Genomic DNA, 16,345 nt, shown 5'->3' with positions numbered 1-16,345 from the left:
GCGCGGCCCTCAGCTGATCGCACGGTCGAGATGCGTATAACCGCCGTCGACGAACAGCCACTGGCCCGTCGTGTGCGATGCGCGTGCCGACAGCAGGAATACGGCCGTATCGGCGATCTCGTCGGCCGTCGTGAAGCGTTTGCCGAGCGGCACCTTGCCCGCGATGCCCGCCAGCTTCGCGTCGGGGTCGTCGAAACCGGCGAGCCAGTTGCGGTAAAGCGGCGTCATCACCTCGGCCGGAATCACCGCGTTCACGCGCACGCCGTCGTCGCGCAACGCGACGGCCCATTCGCGTGTCAGCGCGAGTTGCGCGCCCTTCGACGCGCAATAGCCGCTCGTGTTGCCCTGGCCGGTCACGGCCGTCTTCGACGAGACGTTGACGATCGCGCCGCGCGTCGCCTTCAGGTGCGGCACGCAGTAGTGCGCCATCACGTAGTAGTGGATCAGGTTGCGCTCGAGCGACGCGACGAACGCATCGCGACCGGCATCGAGCCCGACGCCGTCGTTGACGCCCGCGTTGTTGACGAGGCCGTCGAGACGACCGAAGCGCGCGACGGTCTGCGCAACCGCGTCGCGGCACTGTGCGTCGTCCTGCAACTCGACCGACATGCACGCGGCCTGCGGCTGCTTCTGCACGAGTGCGCGCCAGAACGCATCGTCGGGCGCGTGGCGCGCGAACACCACCGGAATCGCACCTTCTTCGGCAAGCCGCATCGAGATCGCGGCACCGATGCCCGATGCGCCGCCGGTCACGATCACGACCTTGTGTTGCAGATTCAAATCCACTTCGCGTCTCCGTCGTTCATGTTGTCGGCGCGCACGACGCGCGTCGCGCGCGCCGCGCCTCAGCCCCGGAACCGGTACTGCTCCAGCGATTCGGGTTTCATCTCGATCGAGAAACCGGGCGCCGTCGGCGGCATGTAGGCCGCGCCGCGCACGATGCACGGTTCGACGAAATGCTCGTGCAGGTGATCGACGTACTCCGTCACGCGCGCTTCCTTCGTGCCGGAAATGCACACGTAGTCGATCATCGACAGATGCTGCACGTATTCGCACAACCCGACACCGCCCGCATGCGGGCAGACGGGCAGCCCGTACTTCGCGGCCATCAGCATCACCGCGAGAATCTCGTTCACGCCGCCGAGCCGGCACGCATCGATCTGCACGACATCGATCGCACCGCGCGCGATGAACTGCTTGAACAGGACGCGGTTCTGGCACATCTCGCCGGTCGCGACCTGCACGGGCGCGATTGCTTCGCGGATCGTGCGATGCCCTTCGACATCGTCGGGGCTCGTCGGCTCCTCGATGAACCACGGCCGCGCGAACGCCAGCTCGCGCACCCAGTCGATCGCCTCGTCCACTTCCCACACCTGGTTCGCGTCGATCATCAGCTTGCGATCCGGGCCGATCACTTCGCGCGCGATCGTCACGCGGCGGATATCGTCCTCCAGGTTCGCGCCGACTTTCAGCTTCACGTGGTCGAACCCGGCTTCGACGGCTTCGCGGCACAGCCGCCGCAGCTTGTCGTCGCTGTAGCCGAGCCAGCCGGCCGACGTCGTGTAGCACGGGTAGCCGTCGCGCTCGAGAATCGCGATCCGTTCGGCCTTGCCCGGCGCCTGCCTGCGCAGCAGGTCGAGCGCTTCGTCCGGCGTCAGGCAGTCCGTCAGGTAGCGGAAGTCGATCGCGCGCACCAGTTCCTCGGGGCTCAGGTCGGCAACGAGCCGCCATAACGGCTTGCGTTCGGCTTTCGCCCACAGATCCCACACCGCGTTGACGACGGCCCCCGTCGCCAGATGGATCGCCCCCTTGTCGGGGCCGATCCAGCGCAACTGGCTGTCCGACGTGACGTGCCGCCAGAAACGGCCCATGTCCGCGCGAATCCAGTCGAGGTCGAGGCCGACGACGAGGTGACGCATCGCGTCGATCGCCGCGCAGCAGATCTCGTTGCCGCGCCCGATGGTGAACGTGAGGCCGTGACCTTCGAGCCCGTCGCGGTCGGTTTCGAGCACGACGTACGCGGCCGAATAATCGGGGTCCGGGTTCATCGCATCGGAGCCGTCGAGCTGGCGCGAGGTCGGAAAGCGCACGTCGAGGACGCGCATCGATCGAATGATAGGCATGACGAATCGTCCGCGAAAGGGAATCAGGCCTGCACGGTGCGCTGGCGTTGCTCGCCGAGCCCGTCGATACCGAGCGTGATCACCTGCCCGGCGCGCAGATAGACGGGCGGCTTCTGCCCGAGGCCGACACCCGGCGGCGTGCCGGTCGAGATCACGTCGCCCGGCTGCAGGCTCATGAAGCGGCTCAGGTAGCTGATCAGGTGCGGCACGCGGAACACCATCGTCGCGGTCGTGCCGTTCTGGTAGCGATGGCCGTCGACGTCGAGCCACAGCCGCAGCGCATGCGGATCGGGCACTTCGTCGGCCGTCACGAGCCACGGGCCGAGCGGCCCGAACGTGTCGTTGCCCTTGCCCTTGTCCCACGTGCCGCCGCGTTCGAGCTGGAATTCACGCTCCGACACGTCGTTCACGACGCAGTAGCCCGCCACGTGCGACAGCGCGTCGGCTTCCGCGATATAACGACCGCCCTGGCCGATCACCACGCCGAGCTCGACCTCCCAGTCGGTCTTCTCCGAGCCGCGCGGAATCTCGACGTCGTCGTTCGGCCCCGAGATCGCGCTCGTCCACTTGCCGAACACGACGGGCTCCTTCGGCACTTCCATCCCCGATTCGGCCGCGTGGTCGGAATAGTTGAGCCCGATGCAGATGAACTTGCCGACGCGCCCGACGCACGCGCCGAGCCGCGGCGTGCCTTCGACCCGCGGCAGCGACGACGGCGGAATGTCGCGCAACCGCGCGAGCGAGGCCGGCGCAAGCGCATCGCCGGCGAGATCGTCGATCACGCCCGACAGGTCGCGGATGTGGCCTTGCGCATCGAGCAGGCCCGGTTTTTCATGGTGTTTGTCGCCAAATCTCAGCAGTTTCATGTCGTCTTGAACGGAAATGGAAAGTGAACGGAGAAAGGCGCGGTCAGTTCGACCAGCCGCCGTCGATCAAATGGATCGCGCCAGTCGTGAACGACGCTTCGTCGGACGCGAGGTACAGCGCGAGCGCGGCCACTTCGTCCGCGGTGCCGATGCGGCCGATCGGCTGGCGCGCGACGAACGCCTGGCGCACCTCGTCGGCCGACACGTCGCGCATGCGCGCCTGGTCGGCGATCCGCTGCTCCAGCGACGGCGATTCGATCGTGCCCGGGCAGATCGCGTTGCAGCGGATGCCGCGCTCGACGAAATCGGCGGCCACTGCCTTGGTCAGGCCGATCACGGCCGCCTTGGTCGTGCCGTAGACGAAGCGGTTCGGCACGCCCTTCACGCTCGACGCGGCCGACGCCATGTTGATGATCGACGCGCCGCCCGCTTCGAGCATCGCGGGCAGCAGCGCGCGAATCAGCCGGTACATCGACGTGACGTTCAGGTTCAGCGAGAACGCCCATGCGTCGTCGTCGCAGTCGAGGATCGAGCCGTGGTGGACATAGCCCGCGCAGTTGAACAGCACGTCGAACGCGCGCCCGTTCGCGGCAAGCGCCGCGACGTCCTGCGCATCGGTGACGTCGAGCCGCCGCGTGGCCAGCCGGCTGCCCGCGCGTTCGGCGTCGGCCTCGAGCCGCACGAGCGCGGCTTCGTTGATGTCGGTCGCCAGCACATCGGCGCCCTCGCTCGCGAACCGCAGCGCGGTCGCGCGGCCGATACCCTGCCCGGCCGCCGTCACCAGCGCGCGTTTGCCCTGCAATCTCATGAGCGACTCTCCCGAAAAAAACCGGCCACCCGTCGGCCGATTGGCACAAAGGACTAAAGGTCCAACCAATCATAGGGGCCGACTTTGCGTTTGTCACGAAATCGGAATTCAGTATTTACCCGGGCGTGGAAATCGGCGGTCGAGCAAGCGTCCGGCATTCGACGGCCCGCGAGCGCCCGTCCCGGGATCCGCGCACACCCAATACCGGCGGGCCGTCCAGCCGTTTATCCAGACACGCCCGGCGCAGCGCCGCGCCAAACTGGCGAAAAAGTCATGTTCGCGTCAGGGTCTCAACGGGATGCGCGCGCCATCATGGCGTACCGGACTGCGCTACCGGTCCATCGCCTCCCCGCCCGCGTTCGATCCCTGCGGGCACCTCCGTCCCCCGGCGATGGGCTCCGTGACTGGGCGAGCAGACACGGCGCGCAGGCCGATTTCCCGCCCCGGACTTCATGTCCGGGGCGTTTTTGTCTGTGGTTTTCCAAGAAAATAAGCGTGGATTGTTTCTAAATCGGCAAAAGGTAATTTGAGCCAGACAGGATGTTTTTTCCGGTCACAGACGCTTACATTTAGCGCACCACTCATGGAAACCGCTACGGATTCGCCATCGGGTAGTGACATCCACTGCCACGGCCGAACCGCACGAGCTTTAGGAAACGGCAAAATGAAGGCCTCCAAATCCCTGCCTGTGCTCGATCCCGCCGACGTCCACGTCGAAATTCTCGAACGCTCCGATACGCTGCTCGTCGTCCGCTGGGTCGAGCCCGGCCGCTGTCACTACGGTGAACAGCGCTGGCGCCGCCGCTTCGCGCAACGCACCGGCACGTGCGCGCTGTCGCGCCAGGTCATCCAGCGCGGCGACGAAGTCTTCCGCCCGGCCGAACGCCCGGCGCCCGCGAACGCGGCCGCGATGATCTCCGCCGCCGAAGTGCTCGCGCTGGCCGGCGGCAGGTAAATCCTGCCGGCCGCGCATCGCGGCATGCGGTGCCTCACGATGCGCAAGCCCTAGAAGCGCCGGTCTAATTCCCCTGCTTGTCTGCCACGACCACGCGCACTATCGTTACACCACTCGATGTAACGATTACGTGCCGCGGCCATCCGGTCGCGCCGATGGAGGCAGACATGCATGCATGGAGCGCGCGCCACGTCCCGGCGCAGGGCGGCAAGGTCGCGGTCGTGACCGGTGCCAACAGCGGGCTCGGCTGGCAACTCGCGGAAACGCTGGCCGCGAAAGGCGCGACCGTCGTGATGGGCTGCCGCGATGCGGCCCGCGCCGCGCAGGCCGCCGATGCGATCCGCCGGCTCCATCCCGATGCCCGCGTCGAAGTCGACGCGCTCGACCTCGCCGATCTCGCCTCGATCGCACGCTTCGCCGCCGATGTGGCCGAACGCCATGGCCGCGTCGATATCCTCTGCAACAACGCCGGCGTGATGTTCCTGCCGCTGCGCCATACGCGCGACGGCTTCGAGATGCAGTTCGGCACCAACCACCTCGGCCATTTCGCGCTGACCGGCCATCTGCTGCCCGCGCTGCGCGCCGCGCGCCGGCCGCGGGTCGTGACGATGTCGAGCGGCCTCAACCGCGGCGGCCGGATCCGCGTCGACGACCTGCGCGCCGAGCGCCGCTACAACCGTTATCTCGCCTATTGCGACAGCAAGCTCGCGAACCTCGTGTTCGCGATCGAACTGCAGCGCCGTTTCGAGCGCGCGGCGTTCGCCGGGATCAGCGTGGCCGCGCACCCGGGCTACGCGGCAACCAACCTGCAGTTCGCGGGCCCGGCGATGGACAGCTCGCCCGCGCGTGCGGCGCTGATGCGGGCCGCGAACCGTTATCTCGCGCAGCCGGCCGACCAGGGGGCGCTGCCCGCGATTCATGCGGCGACCGCGCCCGATCTCGCGGGCGGCGCGTATATCGGGCCGTCCGGCTGGTTCGAGTCGCGCGGGCTGCCGGCGCCCGCGAGCGTGCCACGCGCGGCCCGCGACGTGGGATCGGCGGCGTTGCTGTGGGAGGCATCGGAAGCCGCGACGGGCGTGCGCTTCCTCAGCTCGGGCGCGCCGGCCGGACGTTCGCCGGGCCGGCCGTTCGACACGGCGGCCGAGGCGCGCTGAAATGCGTGCCGGCCTCCGCAACATTCTTCATACTTGTTGCACCAACCGATAAGAAAGCCCGTTGAAAGCCTGAGTCGACGCGCCACTGTTACTGCCCAGGAAACAATCTATCGTCAAAATCAGCGTTTACCCTGAACCTTCCGATGACTAAGATTTGATCAATCGCTTAAGACATGGTGTCGAGAGCGAACTCAATAAAACACCGGAGGTCATCATGAAATCGCTCGTTTCCGCAGTCGTTGCCGCTGCCGCCCTGTCCGCTTCGTTCGGCGCATTCGCCCAAAGCACCGTGACCCGCGCGCAAGTGAAGAACGAACTGGTTCAGCTCGAACAAGCCGGCTACAAGCCGGGCCTGTCGAGCCCGTACTACCCGAACGACATCCAGAGCGCCGAAGCGCGTGTTCATGGTGCCGACACCAGCGGCTACGGCGCGCAACCGGCTCCGGCCGTCCACTCGGGCGCCCCGGCCGCAACGTCGTCGAACGCTCGCGACTCGATCTTCTTCGGCCAGTAAGCCGATGCGCCCCCGACGGGCGCCGCGCGCAGCGCGATGAAGAAACATCAGGACGAGCCCCCTTGCGGGGCTCGTCCTTTTTTATGAAACGCATACCTCCGCCGCCCGGCAGCGGGTGGCTTCGCCCGGGCGCCTTGCGTCCGGGCGCTTTTTCATCCTGCGCGGCAGGTGTGCAGGCAGGATGAAGCCGCGCGTGCCCGTCAGTGCGGTGCGGCCGCGGCGGGCGCCGAACGCGACAGCACGCGCCACCGCGACAGCAATTCGTCGCGATCGACGTAGCAGCCCTGCAGATGCCGGCGGCCGGTCGACGGATCGAACTCGGTGCGCGCATGCAGCACGCGCCGGTTGTCGAACGCCCACATGTCGCCCGCCCGCAGCCGGCGCTGCACACGAAAGCGCGGCTCGCGCGCAAGCGCGAGAAACCGCCGGTACGCGCGATAGACGGCCGCGACCGAGCCGGCCGGCGCATCGAGCGGCCCGCGCAGGAAGTTCGCGACGCGCACCTCGGTCACGTTGCCGCGCGCATCGAGCCCGATCACCGGCGCCGAGCAGCGATAGTCGCTGTTCGCACTCTTGTTCCAGAACTCGAACGGCGTCGACGCGAGTTGCTCGAAATCGGCCGGATGCTCGCGCCGCAGCGCATCCGCCAGCGCGAAGCCGTCGAGGAACACGCTGTCGCCGCCGGTCGCATCGTTCGCCAGGCAATGCAGGAACTGCACGCCCGGCTGCAACTCTCGGGTCGGCAGATCGGTATGCGGCGGCAGGTTCAGCGACGTGTACGCATTGCTGTCCGGGCGCGGCTTCGATTCGACGTCGAACAGCACACCGAAATTGCTCTCGCGGATCAGGCCGACGCGGCGCGCGATCTCGTCGACGCGCCCGCGCTCGGCCGGCACGCCTTCGACGAGCGTCAGCCCGGTGCGCTGCAACGCGGCGAGCCATGCGAGCAATGCGCCGTCGTCCTCCATCACGTCGCGCCACGCGAACACGCCGATGGCCGTCGCATCGTCGCCGGCCCACACGTGCCGCCCGTGCGCGGCCTGGCGCTCGGCGCGCGACGCATCGTCGTACGCATGCGCGCGCAACCATCCCGGCGACCACGCGCTGCGATGTCCGTCGTTCCACTCGACATGCAGCGCGCCGTCGGCTTCGACGTGCACCGCGCGCGCGGCAAGATCCTCGCGCGCGTCGGCGATCTCGAATACCTGTTCACGCGTGACGGCATGCACGCATTCGGAGCACGCGCAGTTGTCGCGCAGCCAGTCGAAATGAAACGGCGATCGTCGCGTGTCGCTCCACTCGACGTCCACCGCTGAGTCGCCAATCGCGACCGCCGCAATGGTCGCGTCGACCGAAAACGTCCGCCAGTCCTCGATACGGTGTTGCGCTGCCTGCATCGTTGCCTCCCGGAAACGCCCGCTACGCGTGTGGTGCGAGCAGAAACCCGCCGACCGTCCGGTGCATCCGCGCCGCCTGCGGGCTCGTTCCGAGCGCGCGCCAGCAGCCGTGCACCAGCCCCTCTCCCATCCAGTAGTGCGCGGCACCGCCGGCCGCGCGAATCCGTTCGACGTACACGCGCGCATCGTCGCGCAGCGGATCGTGTTCGGCGCCGATCGCGAGGACGGGCGGCAGGCCGTCGAAACGCGCAGCCGCGAGCGGCACCGACGCGCGCAACAGCGGATTGCCGTCTCCCAGCGCATCGGACAGGCCGCCGTTCCAGTACAGCGCGCGATAACGATGGACATCGTCGAGCGTCAGCATCGGTGCGTACGCTTCCGTTTCGCGCGCCGGCGATTGCGGTTCGAACCCGAGCATCGGATAGACGAGCGCGAGGCCGTCGACACCGCCTTCGCCCGCATCGCGCAACGCGGTGGCCACGGCCGCCGCGAGCATGCCGCCCGCGCTGTCGCCCGCGAGCGTCAGCGGATGCGCGCACGGCCCGAACGGCCAGCGCGCGTCGCGTGCGGCGCGCGTGACGGCCAGGCAATCTTCAAGCGCGGCCGGCGCGCGATGCTCGGGCGCCAGCCGGTAGTCGACCGCGATCACGTCGAGCCCCGTATCGGCCGCCAGTTGCGCGGTGATCAGCGCATGACTGTCGAGCGAGCCGACGACGAAGCCGCCGCCATGAAAGAACAGCACCGTGCCGCGCGGCGCACCCTGCGCGGACGTGTAGCGCCGCAGCGCGATCGCGCGGCCGTCGGGCGCCTGCCAGACGGCGTCCTGCTGCACGATGCCGGCCGGCAGCGCGGCCGGCGTCCATTCGGCCGCGAAGCGGTCGTAGAGGCGGCGCTGCTCGGCGGGCGCGCGTTCGGCCGCGCCGGCCGGATACCACGCGTCGACGGCAGCGACGAACGCCGCGATTTCCGGTTCGAGCATCGTGTGCGCTCCGCGCTTGAAGGTTCGCGCCCGCTATCGGCGCGGCGGCAGCGCGATCACGCGGCCCGCATGCGCGGGTGCCGCGCAATCGCGCTGCAACGCATGCAGCCCGGCCACGCGTGCGGCCACGTCGTCGTCGAACGGCGCCGATTTCGCGCCGTCGCGCGTATCGACGTGCAGCAGCATCTGCTCGCTCGCCGATACCGCGTCGTCATGCCCGTCCGCGAACAGCTCGAGATACAGGTGCAGCCGCTTCGCGTCATGCGCCAGCACGCGCGCATCGACACGCACCTGCGTGCCCTCCTTGATCTCGTGCAGGTAGTTCACGTGCGCTTCGAGCGTGTAGACCGAGCGGCCCCGCTCGCGGCGCGCGGCGTCGTCGAGGCCGATGCGATCCAGCAGCGCATCGGTCGCGAAGCTGAAGATCAGCAGGTAGAACGCATCGCGCAGGTGGCCGTTGTAGTCGACCCATTCGGGCCGCACCACGTCGCGGTATATCGTCAGCGGGGTATCGCCGGTCATCGCCTTCAGTCCTTTAGTGCTTTAGTCCTCGAATCGCATCCCGTGCCGCGCCTTCACCGCGGCGATCGACTTCAGCACCTCGGTGATGCACTCGTCGCGATAGCGTTCGAGTTCCTTGATGCTGCGCGTGCCCTGCTGTTCGGTCGTGCCTTCGACGACGCTGTCGATCAGCGCATCGGTGAGCGTGGGCGCGACCAGCTTCGTCCACGGCAGTTCGAGCGCGGGGCCGAACTGCTGCATGAAGTGTCGCATGCCCGCGTCGCCGCCGGCGAGCGTGTAGGTCAGGAAGGTGCCCATGAACGACCAGCGGATGCCCGCGCCGAAGCGGATCGCGTCGTCGATCTCGCCGGTCGTCGCGACGCCCTCGTTGACGAGGTGCAGCGCCTCGCGCCACAACGCCTCGAGCAGCCGGTCCGCGATGAAGCCCGGCACTTCCTTGCGCACGTGCAGCGGCCGCATGCCGAGCTTGCGATAGATCTCCATCGCACCTTCGACCGCTTCCGGCGACGTGCGCGCGCCGCCGAGCACCTCGACGAGCGGCAACAGGTAGACGGGATTGAACGGGTGGCCGACCACGCAGCGCTCCGGATGCGTCGCCCGCGCGTAGAAATCCGTCGGCAGCAGGCCCGACGTCGACGACGCGATGATCGCGTCGGGTTTCGCCGCAAGGCTGATCTGCTCATGCAGTTCGAGCTTCAGCGCCTCGCGCTCGGGCGCGCTTTCCTGGATGAAATCGGCATCGGCGACGCATGCTTCGATCGTCTCCACGAAACGCAGCCGCGCGGGATCGGCGCCGGGCGCGAGGCCGACGCGCTCGAGCGCGGGCCACGCGTTCGCGACGTTCGCGCGCAGCCGCTCCTCCGCGCCCGGCGCGGGGTCCCAGACGACCACGTCGAGACCGTGCGCGAGCGCGCGGGAAATCCATCCGCTGCCGATCACGCCGGTGCCGATGGCGGCGAACGTCTTGATGTCGGTCTTCACAGCCATGTCAACGCATCCTTCAAATCAGGGGAAATCGGTGGGCGGCCGCGCTGGGCGTGCCGCCGCGTCATGTCGGTCAGTCGGCGCAACCGCTCACGCGAACTCGGCGACCGCTCGGCGTTCGAGCGGACGCTCGCCCCGTGCGGGCAAGCCGAGCTTGCGGCGGCCTTCGGCCGGCGTCAGCACCCGGGCGCCGAGCCGTTCGACGATCTCTCTCGCGCGCTCGACGAGCGTGCCGTTGGTCGCATGCACGCCGCGATCGAGCCAGATGTTGTCTTCGAGGCCGACGCGCACGTGGCCGCCGAGCAGCATCGCCTGCGCGACCATCGGCATCTGCATGCGGCCGATCCCGAAGCCCGCCCAGTGCGCACCCGGCGGCAGGTTGTCGACCATCGCCTTCATCGTGCCCGTATCGGCCGGCGCGCCCCATGGAATGCCGAGGCACAGCTGGAACAGCGGCGGATCGTCGAGCAGCCCTTCCTTCAGCAACTGCTTCGCGAACCACAGATGGCCCGTGTCGAAGATTTCCAGCTCCGGCTTCACGCCGAGTTCCTGGATGCGCTTCGCGCCGGCGCGCAGTTGCGCGGGTGTCGACACGTAGATGTAGTCGCCGTCGCCGAAATTCAGCGTGCCGCAGTCGAGCGTGCAGATTTCAGGCAGCAGCTCCTCGACATGCGCGAGGCGCGTGAGGCCGCCGACCAGGTCGGTGCCCTTGCCGAAGCGCATCGGGTCCTCGCCCGGGCCGATCTCGAGATCGCCGCCCATGCCGGCCGTCAGGTTGATGATCACGTCGACGTCGGCCGAGCGGATGCGGTCGACCACTTCGCGGTACAGGTTCGGGTCGCGGCTGCCGCGCCCCGTCTGCGGATCGCGCACGTGGCAGTGCGCAACGGTCGCGCCGGCCTTCGCGGCCTCGATCGCGGCGGCCGCGATCTCCTTCGGCGTGACCGGAATCGCCGGATGCTTGCCGACCGTATCGCCCGCGCCGGTGACGGCGCAGGTGATGATGACTTCATGGTTCATGCTGGTTGCCTCGCTTGACTCGGGTTGTGTCGCATTGCGGGTGTTTCGTCAGGGCGCGCCGCGGGCGGCGCGCGGGCCGTCACAGGCCGAGATACGCCTTCACGGCCGGCAGCCCGTCCTTGCCGTCGAACGTCTTGACGCCCGCGAGCCACGGATCGAGCACCTGCGGGTTCTTCTTCAGGTACGCCTTCGCGGCGTCGGCCGGCTTCGTCTTGTTCATCACCGACTGCATCAGCTGGTTCTCGAGCTGCGTCGAGAAGCGCAGGTTCGTGACGAACTTGCCCGCGTTCGGGCAGCGCGCGATGAAGTCGGGCGCCGTCAGCGTGTACACGCGCGCTTCGCCGTAGTTCGGGCCGAACGACGCGTCGCCGCCGGACAGGTAGTTCATGCTCAGCTGGATGTTCATTGGATGCGGTTCCCACCCGAGGAACACGACCCACTTCTTCTCGCGGATCGCGCGCTCGACCGTCACCAGCATCCCGGCCTCGCTCGATTCGACGAGCTTGAAGCCGCCGAGCCCGTACTGGTTCGTGTCGATCATCTTCTGGATCGTCGCGTTCGCGCTGCTGCCCGGCTCGATCCCGTAGATCTTGCCGTCGAGTTCAGCACGGTGCTTTGCGATGTCCTCGAAGGTTTTCAGGCCGGCCTGGTATTCGTAGCTCGGCACCGCGAGCGTCGCCTTCGCGCCGGACAGGTTCGGCGGTTCGACGACGTTGATCGACTTGCTGTCGAGGAACGGCTGGAGCTGCTTCTGCTGCACGGGCCACCAGTAGCCGAGCGACACGTCGAGCTGCTTGCTCTTCAGGCCGGCGAACGAGATCGGCACCGACGCGATCGTCGTGGTCGGCTTGTAGCCGAGCGCCTCGAACACGGTCGACGCGAGCGCCGTGGTCGACGTGATGTCGGTCCAGCCGATATCCGCGAAACGCACGGTGCGGCAGGTCGCGGCCTCCGTTTCGGCCCATGCCGCATGCGTGAACGCGCCGGTCGCCAGCACGGCCGCGGCAAGCGCGGCAATCTTCGTCGACTTCATGGTTCGGTTCCTCCCTGTTGGACTCGTGGCAGCCGGTGCGCGGGGTGTGCGCCGACCTGCATCGTGGGAGTAAAAGTAACGAGCCATATTGGTCGCGAGAAGACCGGCGGCGACCTGTTCTTGACTGTTTGCGACTATGAGTGGAAACCACTAGGTTTCTTGGGAGGCTTGTTGGACGGGGTTCTTGCGCGTATTGCGGGGGAATTCAGTTTGTCCACGTGCGGCGCGATGCCTGGGGTTCCGCCGGGACGAAACGGAACGCCGGTGCGGCTTCTGGCCCGGCACGCGCACGCCGCACCGACGAACGGGTGTCATGGACGCATGTGAAGCTGGCCCGGCCTCCAGCAGCCGAAAGCGCGTTTCGTATTGCGGAATCCGCACCGATTTCCCGCCCCGCCGCGTTTTCGCCGCTTGAAAACTTGTTTTGCATCGCAAAAACAGCAACGTAACCCGTTGAAAAACAACAAAAAATAATGTCTTATGTCTTATATAAGACATCACCAAAAGCTCAACGGGCGGCGTTACTATTTATCCCATGCAGTTCGCTGCGACAGACGTGGCGGGCACGCTCAACCAGTTACTCAAACGCGCTTTGCTCCCAGGAGATTGACATGGCCCAGTATCAAGACGACATCAAGGCAGTTGCCGGTTTGAAGGAAAACCACGGCAGCGCGTGGAATGCGATCAGCCCCGAGTACGCCGCCCGCATGCGTGCCCAGAACAAGTTCAAGACGGGCCTGGACATCGCCAAGTACACCGCGAAGATCATGCGCGCCGACATGGCCGCCTACGACGCCGACCCGTCCAAGTACACGCAGTCGCTGGGTTGCTGGCACGGTTTCATCGGCCAGCAGAAGATGATCTCCATCAAGAAGCACTTCAACAGCACCGAACGCCGCTACCTGTACCTGTCCGGCTGGATGGTCGCCGCGCTGCGCTCCGAGTTCGGCCCGCTGCCGGACCAGTCGATGCACGAAAAGACCTCGGTCAGCGCGCTGATTCGCGAGCTCTACACGTTCCTGCGCCAGGCCGACGCGCGTGAACTGGGCGGCCTGTTCCGCGAACTCGATGCCGCCAAGGACGCTGCCGCGAAGGCCGCGATCCAGGACAAGATCGACAACCACGTCACGCACGTCGTGCCGATCATCGCCGACATCGACGCCGGTTTCGGCAACGCGGAAGCCACGTACCTGCTGGCCAAGCAGTTCATCGAAGCGGGCGCATGCTGCATCCAGATCGAAAACCAGGTGTCCGACGAGAAGCAGTGCGGCCACCAGGACGGCAAGGTCACCGTGCCGCACGAGGACTTCCTGGCGAAGATCCGCGCGATCCGCTACGCGTTCCTCGAACTGGGCGTGGACGACGGCATCATCGTGGCCCGTACCGACTCGCTGGGCGCCGGCCTGACCAAGCAGATCGCCGTGACCAACACGCCGGGCGACCTGGGCGACCAGTACAACGCGTTCCTCGACTGCGAAGAACTGTCGGCCGACCAGCTGGGCAACGGTGACGTGGTCATCAAGCGCGACGGCAAGCTGCTGCGTCCGAAGCGCCTGCCGAGCAACCTGTTCCAGTTCCGCGCCGGCACGGGCGAAGCGCGCTGCGTGCTCGACTGCATCACGTCGCTGCAGAACGGCGCCGACCTGCTGTGGATCGAAACCGAAAAACCGCATATCGCGCAGATCGGCGGCATGGTCAGCGAGATCCGCAAGGTCATCCCGAACGCGAAGCTGGTGTACAACAACAGCCCGTCGTTCAACTGGACGCTGAACTTCCGCCAGCAGGCGTATGACGCGATGAAGGCAGCAGGCAAGGACGTGTCGGCATACGACCGTGCGCAGCTGATGAGCGTGGAGTACGACGAGACGGAACTGGCCACGCTGGCCGATGAGAAGATCCGCACGTTCCAGGCGGACGCATCGCGCGAAGCAGGTATCTTCCACCACCTGATCACGCTGCCGACGTACCACACCGCCGCGCTGTCGACCGACAACCTGGCCAAGGAATACTTCGGCGACCAGGGCATGCTGGGCTACGTGGCCGGCGTGCAGCGCAAGGAAATCCGTCAGGGCATCGCCTGCGTGAAGCACCAGAACATGTCCGGCTCGGACATCGGCGACGACCACAAGGAATACTTCAGCGGCGAAGCAGCGCTGAAGGCGGCAGGCAAGGACAACACGATGAACCAGTTCTGATCGTCGCCATACCGGAAGCACGACGCCAGCCCGTTCGACGGGTTGGCGTTTTTTTTATCCGGCGGGATGACGCACGGGGTGCCCTTCAGGCATCGTGCCGTGCGCTTTCCGCTGCGATCACGCGCACGAACGCGTCCGCCAGCACCGTCGGCTCGACCGGCAGCACCAGCGAGCACGCGGATTTTGCGTCGTCATCCGAGATCGGCACGAAAACGACTCCGTCGATACCGAGGCTCGCCATCCGCTCCGGCACGATCGCCACGCCCTGCCCGGCCGCGACGAGATTCAGCATCGACGTCTTCGGCGACACGATCCGGGCGGTCGCGGGCACGAATCCCCGTTTCAGGCAAAGGTCGATCACGACGCGCGCCAGCCCGCCCCGCTCCCGATGCACGGCCGACACGAACGGCTCGTGCCGCAGCCGCGAGATCGCGGTGCGCCGGCGGCCCGCCAGCGGGTGATCGGCCGGCACCGCCACGCACAAGCGCTCGGCCGCGAGCTCGACGAAACGCACGCGAGGATCGCGGCGCAGCACCGGCACACGGACGATCCCGATATCGGCGTTGCCGTTCGCGATCTCCAGCACCTGATCCTCGGACGACGCGCGGTCGAGGTCGATCCGCGCACCCGGGCATGCGCCCATGAAACGCTCGAGCACGGGCATCAGGCTGCCGACGGGAACGGTACTCGAATGCAGGAGCCGCAATACACCGGCTTCACCGCGCGACAACCGTGCGCCCTCCTCGGCCGCGGCAGCCAGCGTCGCCGGAATCGACGCGACGCGATCGCGATAGATCGCGCCGGCCGGCGTGAGCCGCACGCCCCTCGGCTCCCGGTCGAACAGCGGGAACCCCAGTTCGTCTTCCAGTTGACCGATCTGCCGGCTCAGCGCCGACTGCGCGACGTGGAGCGCGCTCGCGGCCGGCGTGAAGCCGCCGAGATCGGCCACGGTCAGGAAGTACTGAATTTGTCTCAGGGAAGGCATGCCGAAACGAGATGGACAAGCGCCAGATTTGATATTTGCGTTATACCGTCGCGCTTCCCAGAATGGAAGCCTGTCGTGCCGGAACCGCCGTCGCGGCCACATCGTCGGAGCTGCCCTCTTCGTGACTACTCTCCTGTCGTATCTGCTGGCCGTCGCCGCCGGCATCAGCGTGGCGTTGCAGCAGGTGCTCAACGCCAACCTCCGCGCGCAGCTCGGCTCGCCGTGGTGGGCCGGGTCGGTCAGCTACCTCGTCGGCCTGGCCGCGATGCTCGCCGTCGCGCTCCTGTCCCCGCACCCTCGCCTGAGCGGCACCGTCGCCGAGGCGGGATCGTGGTTCAGCTGGACCGGCGGATTCTTCGGCGCGGTGTTCGTCGGCATCGCGATCCTGATGGTGCCGCGACTGGGCGCCGCGACGACGCTTGCACTGATCGTCGTCGGGCAGATGACCGGCGCGCTCGTGTTCGATCATTTCGGTGTGCTCGGCATCCAGCAGCATTCGGCCAGCCCGATCCGCCTGGCCGGTGCGGCGTGCCTCATTCTCGGCGTGGTGCTGGTTCGTGCGTGACGCGTTCGTGGCGTTCGCGACATTCGTTGCGTTCGCGCGTGCGATGGGATGTCGTGCTTCGTCGTGCTCCGACCCGGCCGGCTGGCCTTGCGCACCGCCAGGTGCCGCATCGAGCGGATGCTTCAGTTCGAGCGCGCCTGCGCCGAACGGGATCGGCGCCCGGCCGCGTTGCCGCGATCCGGATGTGCCCGCCTGCGGCATGCGTGCGCGGCCGACGTGGCGGCGACGCACGCACCCGTCGTTAC

16 protein-coding genes are annotated in these 16,345 nt (G+C 67.3%); 5 read left to right on the top strand and 11 right to left on the bottom strand.

Annotated features, from left to right (window positions below):
• Nucleotides 1-9: 9 nt before the first annotated feature.
• Genes DPV79_RS36945 through DPV79_RS36930 form a run of 4 tightly spaced genes read right to left on the bottom strand, consistent with a single transcriptional unit; the run spans nt 10 to nt 3,797 of the window.
• Entirely contained in the window at nt 10-786 is a 777-nt protein-coding gene (locus tag DPV79_RS36945; protein ID WP_021161442.1) for an SDR family oxidoreductase, read from the bottom strand.
• A 59-nt stretch (nt 787-845) separates the two neighbouring features.
• Nucleotides 846-2,123, bottom strand: a complete 1,278-nt coding sequence (locus DPV79_RS36940) for an L-fuconate dehydratase (protein WP_113047740.1) — start codon at nt 2,121-2,123, stop codon at nt 846-848.
• Nucleotides 2,124-2,146: 23 nt separating this feature from the next.
• Complete coding sequence (locus tag DPV79_RS36935) at nt 2,147-2,989, bottom strand: ureidoglycolate lyase (RefSeq protein ID WP_027789693.1); 843 nt, start codon at nt 2,987-2,989, stop codon at nt 2,147-2,149.
• 43 nt (nt 2,990-3,032) lie between these two features.
• Nucleotides 3,033-3,797 carry an SDR family oxidoreductase gene (locus DPV79_RS36930; protein WP_060050254.1) on the bottom strand — a complete coding sequence of 255 codons (765 nt, stop codon included), beginning with the start codon at nt 3,795-3,797 and terminating at the stop codon, nt 3,033-3,035.
• Nucleotides 3,798-4,461: 664 nt separating this feature from the next.
• On the opposite strand from DPV79_RS36930, the gene DPV79_RS36925 reads away from it, so the two are divergent.
• The 3 genes from DPV79_RS36925 (at nt 4,462) to DPV79_RS36915 (ending at nt 6,420) form a co-directional block, all read left to right on the top strand.
• On the top strand, nt 4,462-4,752 hold the full coding sequence (locus DPV79_RS36925; RefSeq protein WP_021161446.1) for a DUF3331 domain-containing protein: 291 nt from the start codon (nt 4,462-4,464) through the stop codon (nt 4,750-4,752).
• A gap of 167 nt (nt 4,753-4,919) precedes the next feature.
• On the top strand, nt 4,920-5,906 hold the full coding sequence (locus DPV79_RS36920) for an oxidoreductase (RefSeq protein WP_059552756.1): 987 nt from the start codon (nt 4,920-4,922) through the stop codon (nt 5,904-5,906).
• Between the two features lie 214 nt (nt 5,907-6,120).
• A complete protein-coding gene (locus DPV79_RS36915; RefSeq protein ID WP_021161448.1) occupies nt 6,121-6,420 on the top strand; it encodes a DUF4148 domain-containing protein in 300 nt (99 codons plus the stop codon).
• 200 nt (nt 6,421-6,620) lie between these two features.
• Here the strand turns inward: DPV79_RS36915 and DPV79_RS36910 are convergent, their stop codons facing one another.
• The 6 genes from DPV79_RS36910 to DPV79_RS36885 form a co-directional block, all read right to left on the bottom strand.
• Complete coding sequence (locus tag DPV79_RS36910; protein WP_113047739.1) at nt 6,621-7,817, bottom strand: TauD/TfdA family dioxygenase; 1,197 nt, start codon at nt 7,815-7,817, stop codon at nt 6,621-6,623.
• 22 nt (nt 7,818-7,839) lie between these two features.
• Nucleotides 7,840-8,796 carry an alpha/beta hydrolase gene (locus tag DPV79_RS36905; RefSeq protein ID WP_113047738.1) on the bottom strand — a complete coding sequence of 319 codons (957 nt, stop codon included), beginning with the start codon at nt 8,794-8,796 and terminating at the stop codon, nt 7,840-7,842.
• Between the two features lie 33 nt (nt 8,797-8,829).
• The gene (locus DPV79_RS36900; RefSeq protein WP_060218095.1) at nt 8,830-9,318 is read right to left on the bottom strand and encodes a thioesterase family protein; all 489 of its coding nucleotides are present in this window, start codon (nt 9,316-9,318) and stop codon (nt 8,830-8,832) included.
• Nucleotides 9,319-9,339: 21 nt separating this feature from the next.
• Nucleotides 9,340-10,305, bottom strand: coding sequence for an L-carnitine dehydrogenase (locus tag DPV79_RS36895; RefSeq protein ID WP_113047737.1), 966 nt, complete (start codon nt 10,303-10,305; stop codon nt 9,340-9,342).
• Between the two features lie 87 nt (nt 10,306-10,392).
• Entirely contained in the window at nt 10,393-11,322 is a 930-nt protein-coding gene (gene cdhC, locus DPV79_RS36890; RefSeq protein WP_021161454.1) for a 3-dehydrocarnitine:acetyl-CoA trimethylamine transferase CdhC, read from the bottom strand.
• A 79-nt stretch (nt 11,323-11,401) separates the two neighbouring features.
• Entirely contained in the window at nt 11,402-12,355 is a 954-nt protein-coding gene (locus tag DPV79_RS36885) for a choline ABC transporter substrate-binding protein (protein WP_113047736.1), read from the bottom strand.
• A 611-nt stretch (nt 12,356-12,966) separates the two neighbouring features.
• On the opposite strand from DPV79_RS36885, the gene DPV79_RS36880 reads away from it, so the two are divergent.
• On the top strand, nt 12,967-14,550 hold the full coding sequence (locus DPV79_RS36880) for an isocitrate lyase (protein WP_021161457.1): 1,584 nt from the start codon (nt 12,967-12,969) through the stop codon (nt 14,548-14,550).
• Nucleotides 14,551-14,635: 85 nt separating this feature from the next.
• Here the strand turns inward: DPV79_RS36880 and DPV79_RS36875 are convergent, their stop codons facing one another.
• A complete protein-coding gene (locus tag DPV79_RS36875; protein ID WP_113047735.1) occupies nt 14,636-15,535 on the bottom strand; it encodes a LysR family transcriptional regulator in 900 nt (299 codons plus the stop codon).
• A gap of 121 nt (nt 15,536-15,656) precedes the next feature.
• Between DPV79_RS36875 and DPV79_RS36870 the strand changes: the two genes are divergently transcribed.
• Nucleotides 15,657-16,100, top strand: coding sequence for a DMT family transporter (locus DPV79_RS36870; RefSeq protein ID WP_059489488.1), 444 nt, complete (start codon nt 15,657-15,659; stop codon nt 16,098-16,100).
• Nucleotides 16,101-16,345: the final 245 nt, after the last annotated feature.

Source organism: Burkholderia reimsis (assembly GCF_003294055.1).
Classification (GTDB): Bacteria; Pseudomonadota; Gammaproteobacteria; order Burkholderiales; family Burkholderiaceae; genus Burkholderia; species Burkholderia cepacia.
Note: the sequence above shows the minus strand (reverse complement) of the source record. Positions and strands in the feature narration are given on the sequence as shown.